General features: G+C 61.3%; 4 protein-coding genes and 1 pseudogene. 4 read left to right on the top strand and 1 reads right to left on the bottom strand.

Annotated elements, in window-relative coordinates; genetic code table 11:
- Window positions 1–192 precede the first annotated feature (192 nt).
- Window positions 193–1,122 carry a TauD/TfdA family dioxygenase gene (locus EN738_RS26920; RefSeq protein ID WP_091600626.1) on the bottom strand — a complete coding sequence of 310 codons (930 nt, stop codon included), beginning with the start codon at window positions 1,120–1,122 and terminating at the stop codon, window positions 193–195.
- Window positions 1,123–1,733: 611 nt separating this feature from the next.
- Between EN738_RS26920 and EN738_RS26915 the strand changes: the two genes are divergently transcribed.
- From EN738_RS26915 to gltB, 4 genes and pseudogenes are all read left to right on the top strand, one after another.
- Window positions 1,734–1,991, top strand: a complete 258-nt coding sequence (locus tag EN738_RS26915) for a hypothetical protein (RefSeq protein ID WP_091600625.1) — start codon at window positions 1,734–1,736, stop codon at window positions 1,989–1,991.
- An 8-nt stretch (window positions 1,992–1,999) separates the two neighbouring features.
- Window positions 2,000–2,272: pseudogene (locus tag EN738_RS26910) on the top strand (pyridoxal-phosphate dependent enzyme); the annotation flags it as partial.
- 293 nt (window positions 2,273–2,565) lie between these two features.
- Complete coding sequence (locus tag EN738_RS26905) at window positions 2,566–3,678, top strand: TlpA disulfide reductase family protein (protein ID WP_126095612.1); 1,113 nt, start codon at window positions 2,566–2,568, stop codon at window positions 3,676–3,678.
- Window positions 3,679–4,034: 356 nt separating this feature from the next.
- Window positions 4,035–7,672: glutamate synthase large subunit (gene gltB / locus EN738_RS26900; RefSeq protein ID WP_127286344.1), on the top strand; the 3,638-nt coding region annotated here is incomplete at its 3' end.

Below are 7,672 nucleotides of genomic sequence, written 5' to 3'. Positions count from 1 at the left end.
CCTGTACCGCTGCAGCGGGGCCACGAGCAGCGACTCGAGCCATGCGCCACGCTGCAGGACCTCGATTTCGGGCCAAGCCTCGAGCCCGCAACTCGCCTTGCTTCTCGGAAATCATAAGGCTTTGTGGGGCGGTTAAGCAGCGCGATATGGCCGCGGCGATACGAAGTTTTCATCTTTACCCTGTTCAGACGGTCAGGCTGCCTTCGCCGCCGGCTTGGCTGCCTTGACACGGGTTATACTGCGGCGACCGTCGACGCCGATCGGAACGTCACCGTCAACCGTAGCGCGACGCACAACCCGGTGCTGGTCGCCATAGTCGTTGACCGCATAATGCTGGGTAGCACGGTTGTCCCAGATAGCGACGTCGCTTACTTGCCAGCGCCACCGCACGGTATTTTCCGGGGCAGTGACGTAGGACTGGAACACCTCGTAGAGTTTGGCGGAATCGCTCTTGGAAAGGCCGACGAGGCGCTGCACGAAATTGCCGAGCAGCAGCGACTTCTCCCCGGTTTCGGGATGGACGCGCACGACCGGATGCTCGGTCTCGTAGATCGTCGATGTGAAGACTTCCTCGAAGTGCCTCTTCTCTTCGGCTGTGGCGCGCGGGCGCACGGCTGCGTAGTCGTAGGCATTGCTATGAATAGCCCACAGATTGTCCGCCAATATTTTGAGCGGCGCCGGCAGATTCTCGTACGCGGCGTGCGTGTTGGACCAGATCGTGTCGCCCCCCGCCGCCGGAATGACGACGCCACGTAGGACCGAGAATTTCGGATAGGCATCGACGAAAGTCACATCGGTATGCCACTGGTCTGCCCTGCCACCGCCACGGCCGGAATCGAGATTGAGGATTGAGGCCGTGCCGGCTGCCGGCCCCTGCGTGGGATGAGGTACAAGGTTACCCAGACGCCGCGCGAACAATTCCTGCTCCGCATCGTCGAGGTGCTCCTGGCCGCGGAAGAAGATCACCTTGTGTTTTAGAAGAAGCTGGTTGATGGCTGCTATCGCTGCGTCCGAAAGGTCTCCGCCAAGGCGAACGCCTCTGATTTCAGCTCCGACACGGCTGGTCAGCGGTACAACGTCGGAGTCAAGAATGGTCCGGTTGACAAGGACTGGATTGCTCATGGGTTCTCCTGTTTGATCTTGAAAGGGATAGCAAGTCACATCCGGCCAGCGGATGTCCGCGCTGCGTTGAAAAGTCTCATCGCTAGTCGACAGAGCTATCGAACAGGATAATTGACGTAAACTATAGAAAGAATGTTCTAATTTAAACTGGCTCGACGAAAGAGCAGTCTCCGTTGCTCCGGTCTCGGTGTTGAGTTCTCTAAGGCTGCGCCACACCTTGGTCCCCACGCCGGCATATGATCTCATTGTGCAGCCCCGTGCTCGCACGCCCCGTACTGGCGAAACTAATTGCAAGCTGCTGCAACACGCCCCCCTGGCGGCCTGCACCGAAACGACGACAGGGGTGCATCTGATTAGCCGTGAACCCAGGTCTCAAAAACCATCCGGCGTGACGAGCGGACGCACCGCACGTGTGACACCCGCCTTGTGGGGCAGGGTTGCCTTTCTCAATCCCGGCGTTGGTCGACGTCCCAATGAGCAGCAAGCTATTATCGGCCGCCGAATCTTAGTGGCTTCGTCGAGAGCCTCAATCAACCAAGCGGCGAAAGCCTCGCTAGAGTCTCGCCCGCCTGTCGCTATGAAGCAGTTGCAGGCAGCGCTGCTTCAGGCGCATGAACTCGCCCGATGCAATGATTTCCGTTGCCCTGGGTCTTTCGAAGGGCACTGTTTCGATTCCCTTCTTCTTCGGCGCGCGGCTTGATGCCGACATACGGTTTCTTGACCTGCCGCCTGAACGGCTGCCGAAGCGGGTGCCCCGCCAGCGACCCCGACAATCCACTGTTCCGCAACTGCTGAAGAGCCGACTGCGCTCGCATCCCGATGCTGCGCAACGGCACTATGCCGACATTCTGGAGACCGCAGCCGCATGAGCCTCGAGATGTTCCGCCGACCGTCGACAAAGGCGTCCTCTCGCCTGCGTCCGCCATTTGCGTCAGTGCTCGATCTGATTGGGGAGACGCCGGTCGTCGAACTGAAGAGCTTCGATACCGGCAGGTGTCGTCTCTTCGTCAAGCTCGAAAGCCAGAATCCCGGCGGATCGATCAAGGATCGCATTGCGTTGTCGATGATCGTTAATGCCGAACAGCGTGGCCAGCTCGCGCGGGGCGGTACAATCATCGAAGCGACCGCTGGCAACACAGGGCTCGGCCTGACCTTCTGGCGGCACGAAGCGCGTGATCGCGTGTCCAAAAGCTGACAGCGTCAGACAAATGTCAGGTTCATTACAACCAACATCTGGGCACTGTCGAGGTTTTTCGAAGCAATGGGCGCTAACTGCGCGCTGAGCGCGTTGGCATGGTTTTTGAGACTGAGTGACTGTGACTGCACTCAATGGGGCAAGACGAGCGATCCGCTCCTCCCTGAACCCGTGTGCCGTCTCTGAGAGGAAACCAGCTCGTGCAGAAACCTTTGGAAATAGCTTTGGACCGCAACGTGGTATTGCAGATGGAGTCCCCGGCTCCTTCGATTAAAGTCGAGAACTGGCTGCGTGGCGAGCCCCTCACCAGCTTTGAGCCCGGCAAAGTGTGCATAGTCGAATTTTGGGCAACTTGGTGCGGCCCATGTGTGGACGGGATGCCCCATCTGATCCAGCTGCAGGAGAAATACAAGGACAACGGCGTTGAGATCGTCGGAGTCGCGGCTTCTGAAGACGCTCCAACGGCCGACGAGGCCCGAAGCACGTTGGACGCTTGGTTGACCGAAAAATTCCCGAATCTGAACTATCGGATCGCATTCGACTCCACAGGCGAAATGGACAAGCTTTGGATGGAGCCCAGCTTTTCTTACGGGGTCCCGACCTCGTTCGTGGTCGACCGAGACGGCCACATCGCCTTTATCGGTCATCCGACGCAACTCGATGAGGTTTTGCCGAAGGTGCTTAACGGCAGCTGGCGCATCAGCGATCAGGCAAAATCCGCCGATACGGAGCGGATTGCGGAAGGCGAAACCATAGCGCGCGAACAAGCGCTGACCAAGCCCATATACGACAAACTTCGGCCGGCAATGGAGGCCGAGGATTGGAAGACGGCGCTCTCGGCGATTGAAGAAGGCCTCGCATTGATACCGGACAAACTCAACTTCCGCGTGAGTCATGTCAATCTGTTGCTTCACAGAATGCGCGACATGCAGGCCGGCTTGCCCGTAATGCGCCAATTCGTTCGCGACGCGATCGACAGAAAGTCCGAGGGATGGATGTATTGGGCGCTATACCAACTCTTCGCGCCGGGCTTTGATTATTCCGGCTTTCCGTCTGCTGAGCGCTTCGCGATGGGCGAAGAGCTGTCCAAACACATCGTGGCACTGCCGCAAGGCGGCGGCTCTAAGTTCCTGTCTTATCCGGTGGTCGCTCAGTACTATCATGAGAGCGGCAACAAAGATCGCGCCATCGAGTTGGTCGAGCAGACACTGAAAGCGCTGGAGGGTCCGGAGCCTATCTCGGACGACCTGAAACAGCACCTTCTACCCGAGTTGCTGCAGGCTCTGGCCAACTACAAGGGTGAGAAGGTTTGTTACGGCGCTCTCTGTGTGGCTCCGCAAGAGGATTCTCCCAAAAGGTGAAAGGGGCGGCCAAGGAGGAAACCAAAGAGGGGCGAATGGCTTACTGGCCAATTCGTCCATTTCCCTGACGTGGATGTACAAATAGGTCGGCCCAGGCGTCCAGCCCAGCCTCGCCGTTACCGCAAACACGTGACCGAGCAAGGAGAAGACGTGCCTGATCAACTCACCAAAACATACTGCCGCTAAGGGTCTCCCGGACCCGTCAAAGATGGCACTGGAGTAAGGCTGGCAACATGAAGAAGGTTACTCAGCCAGCTCGGCGCTGCCCACCGATCCACCTGCGCCCACAGGCGGGGAAGACGGGGGACGCAGCCGACCGCCTGTCTCTGCGCCAGGCAAGAACGGAGGACAGGACGATGACGGAAGTGACGCCATCTGCGACGAACGGCCCGGCCGCGCAGACGAAAGCGCCAGCCGTCAAAAATCCGTCCATCGCCACTGGCCTGACCAGGATCGGGCGGACCCCTACCGGGTTCGCCGCCCACGGCCTCTACGATCCGCGCAACGAGCACGATGCCTGCGGCGTCGGCTTCATCGTCAATATGAAGGGCGTGAAGTCGCATCAAATCGTCACGGACGGCCTGGCGGTGCTCGAAAATCTGACGCATCGCGGCGCCGTCGGCGCCGACCCGCTGATGGGCGACGGCGCGGGCGTGCTGGTGCAGCTTCCCGACCGCTTCTTCCGCGAGGAGATGGCCAGCCAGGGCGTCGAACTGCCCAACCCCGGCCATTACGCCGTCGGCCATGTGTTCATGCCGCGCGATCCTGAGCTTCAGGCGCATATCGAAGGCATCATCGCCGAGGTCGCGCAGCTCGAAGGCCAGCCGCTGCTCGGCTTTCGCGACGTGCCGGTCGACAATTCATCGCTGTCAAAGGCGCCTGATATCGCTGCTTCCGAACCGGTCCAGCGGCAGGTATTTCTGGGTCGCGGCGCCGAGATCGAGAGCGACGACGATTACGAACGGCGGCTCTACATCCTGCGCAAGGTCATTTCCGGTCGTATCCACGAAGAGACCAAGGGCGTCGACAATGGCTTCTACGTCGTGTCGATGTCATCGCGGACCATCGTCTACAAGGGCATGTTCCTGGCCTATCAGGTCGGCGCCTATTACAAGGATCTGACCGATCCGCGTTTCGAGACGGCGCTGATCCTCGTCCACCAGCGTTTCTCGACCAACACCTTCCCGTCGTGGAAGCTGGCGCATCCCTATCGCATGGTCGCCCACAATGGCGAGATCAACACGCTGCGCGGCAACGTCAACTGGATGGCGGCGCGGCAGGCCTCGGTCGATTCCGAACTGTTCGGCAACGACATCTCCAAGCTGTGGCCGATCTCCTATGAGGGGCAGTCGGACACCGCCTGTTTCGACAATGCGCTCGAATTCCTGACGCAGGGCGGCTACTCGCTCGCTCACGCAATGATGATGCTGATCCCTGAGGCCTGGGCCGGCAACAAGCTGATGGATCAAGATCGCAAGGCCTTTTATGAATACCACGCCGCCCTGATGGAGCCGTGGGACGGGCCGGCGGCGGTGGCCTTCACCGACGGCCGCCAGATCGGCGCCACGCTCGACCGCAACGGGCTGCGCCCGGCGCGCTACATCGTCACCGACGACGATCGCGTCATCATGGCCTCGGAAGCCGGCGTGCTGCCGGTGCCGGAGGAAAGGATCGTCAAGAAGTGGCGGCTGCAGCCCGGCCGCATGCTGCTGATCGACCTGGAGAAGGCTCGCATCGTTTCCGACGAGGAGATCAAGTCGGAGATCGCGACCAGGCATCCCTACAAGAGCTGGCTCGCCAACACCCAACTCATCCTCGAAGACCTGAAGCCGGTCGAGCCGCGGGCGCTGCGCAGGGACGTCAGCCTGCTCGATCGCCAGCAGGCGTTCGGCTTTACCCAGGAAGACACCAAGCTGTTGATGTCGCCGATGGCGACCACCGGCCAGGAAGCGGTCGGCTCGATGGGCACCGACACGCCGATTTCGGCGATGTCGGACAGATCGAAGCTGCTCTACACCTATTTCAAGCAGAATTTCGCCCAGGTCACCAACCCGCCGATCGACCCGATCCGCGAGGAACTGGTGATGAGCCTGGTGTCGTTCATCGGGCCGAGGCCTAACATCTTCGACCTCGTCGGCAATTCGCGTCGCAAGCGGCTCGAAGTGCGCCAGCCGATCCTGACCAATGGCGATCTTGAGAAGATCCGCTCCATCGGTCATACCGAGGACCGTTTCGATACCAAGACGATCGACATCACCTATGCTTCGAACGAAGGCGCGGCCGGCATGCAAGGCGCCATCGACCGGCTGTGCGAGCGCGCCGAGGCGGCGGTCGCCGGCGGCTACAACATCATCATCCTGTCCGACCGTCAGCTCGGGCCGGACCGCATCGCCATCCCGGCATTGCTGGCGACGGCGGCAGTCCACCATCATTTGATCCGCAAGGGATTGCGCACGTCGGTGGGGCTGGTCGTCGAGTCCGGCGAACCGCGCGAGGTGCATCATTTCTGCTGCCTTGCGGGCTATGGCGCCGAGGCGATCAATCCCTATCTCGCCTTCGACACGCTGCTCGACATGCACAAGCGCGGCGAGCTGCCGGCCGAAGTCGACGCCAATGAGGTCGTCTCCCGCTACATCAAGTCGATCGGCAAGGGCATTCTCAAGGTGATGTCGAAGATGGGCATCTCGACCTACCAGTCCTATTGCGGCGCGCAGATCTTCGACGCCATCGGGCTGAAGACCGACTTCGTGCAAAAATATTTCACCGGCACCGCGACGCTAATCGAAGGCGTCGGGCTGGAAGAGATCGCAGCCGAGACGGTCAGCCGCCACGCCGACGGCTTCGGCAACGACCCGGTGCTGCGCAACAGCCTCGAGGTCGGCGGCGAATACATGTTCCGCATGCGCGGCGAAGCGCATATCTGGTCGCCCGATGCGGTGGCCACCCTGCAGCACGCCGTGCGCCAGGGATCGTGGCAGACGTTCAAGGACTATTCCGCTCAGATCGACAGCGAGACGGCGCGGGCGCAGAGCATTCGCGGCCTGTTCAAGATCAGGCTGGCCGAAGAAACCGGGCGCAACAAGGTCGCGCTCGACGAGGTCATGTCGGCTGCCGATATCGTCAAGCGGTTCTCGACCGGGGCGATGTCCTTCGGCTCGATCTCCAGGGAAGCGCACACCACGCTGGCCCGCGCCATGAACACGATCGGCGGCAAGTCTAACACCGGCGAGGGCGGCGAAGAGGCCGACCGTTACCTGCCGCTGCCGGACGGCGGCAAGAACCCCGAGCGTTCGGCGATCAAGCAGGTCGCTTCCGGGCGTTTCGGCGTGACGGCGGAGTATCTGGTGAACTCCGATGTGATGCAGATCAAGGTCGCGCAAGGCGCGAAGCCCGGCGAGGGCGGGCAGCTGCCCGGTCACAAGGTCGATGCCACCATTGCCAAGGTCAGGCATTCGACGCCGGGCGTCGGCCTGATCTCGCCGCCGCCGCATCATGACATCTACTCGATCGAGGATCTGGCGCAGCTCATCTACGACCTCAAGAACGTCAATCCGGCGGCTGATGTCTCGGTCAAGCTGGTCTCGGAAGTCGGTGTCGGCACGGTTGCGGCCGGCGTCGCCAAGGCGCGCGCCGATCACATCACCATTTCCGGCTATGACGGCGGCACCGGCGCATCGCCGCTGACCTCGCTCAAGCACGCCGGCAGCCCGTGGGAAATGGGCCTTGCCGAGACGCACCAGACGCTGGTGCTCAACGGCCTCAGGTCGCGCGTCGCGCTGCAGGTCGATGGCGGCCTGCGCACCGGCCGCGACGTCATCATCGGCGCGCTGCTTGGCGCCGACGAATTCGGCTTCTCAACCGCGCCGCTGATCGCGGCCGGCTGCATCATGATGCGCAAGTGCCATCTCAATACCTGCCCGGTCGGCGTCGCGACGCAGGACCCGGTGTTGCGCAAGCGCTTCAAGGGCACGCCGGAACATGTCATCAACTTCTT

It is taken from the genome of Mesorhizobium sp. M4B.F.Ca.ET.017.02.2.1 (assembly GCF_003998955.1).
In the GTDB taxonomy this organism is placed as follows: Bacteria; Pseudomonadota; Alphaproteobacteria; order Rhizobiales; family Rhizobiaceae; genus Mesorhizobium; species Mesorhizobium abyssinicae.
The sequence above is the reverse complement of the archived record's forward strand: the minus strand, read 5'-3'. Positions and strand labels throughout refer to the sequence as shown.

What these genes read in the sequence shown, in the direction of transcription:
- EN738_RS26905 (WP_126095612.1), top strand. Translation starts at nt 2,566, where the DNA reads ATGGAGTCCCCGGCTCCTTCGATTAAAGTCGAGAACTGGCTGCGTGGC.
- EN738_RS26915 (WP_091600625.1), top strand. Translation starts at nt 1,734, where the DNA reads ATGAACTCGCCCGATGCAATGATTTCCGTTGCCCTGGGTCTTTCGAAG.
- EN738_RS26920 (WP_091600626.1), bottom strand. Translation starts at nt 1,122, where the DNA reads ATGAGCAATCCAGTCCTTGTCAACCGGACCATTCTTGACTCCGACGTT.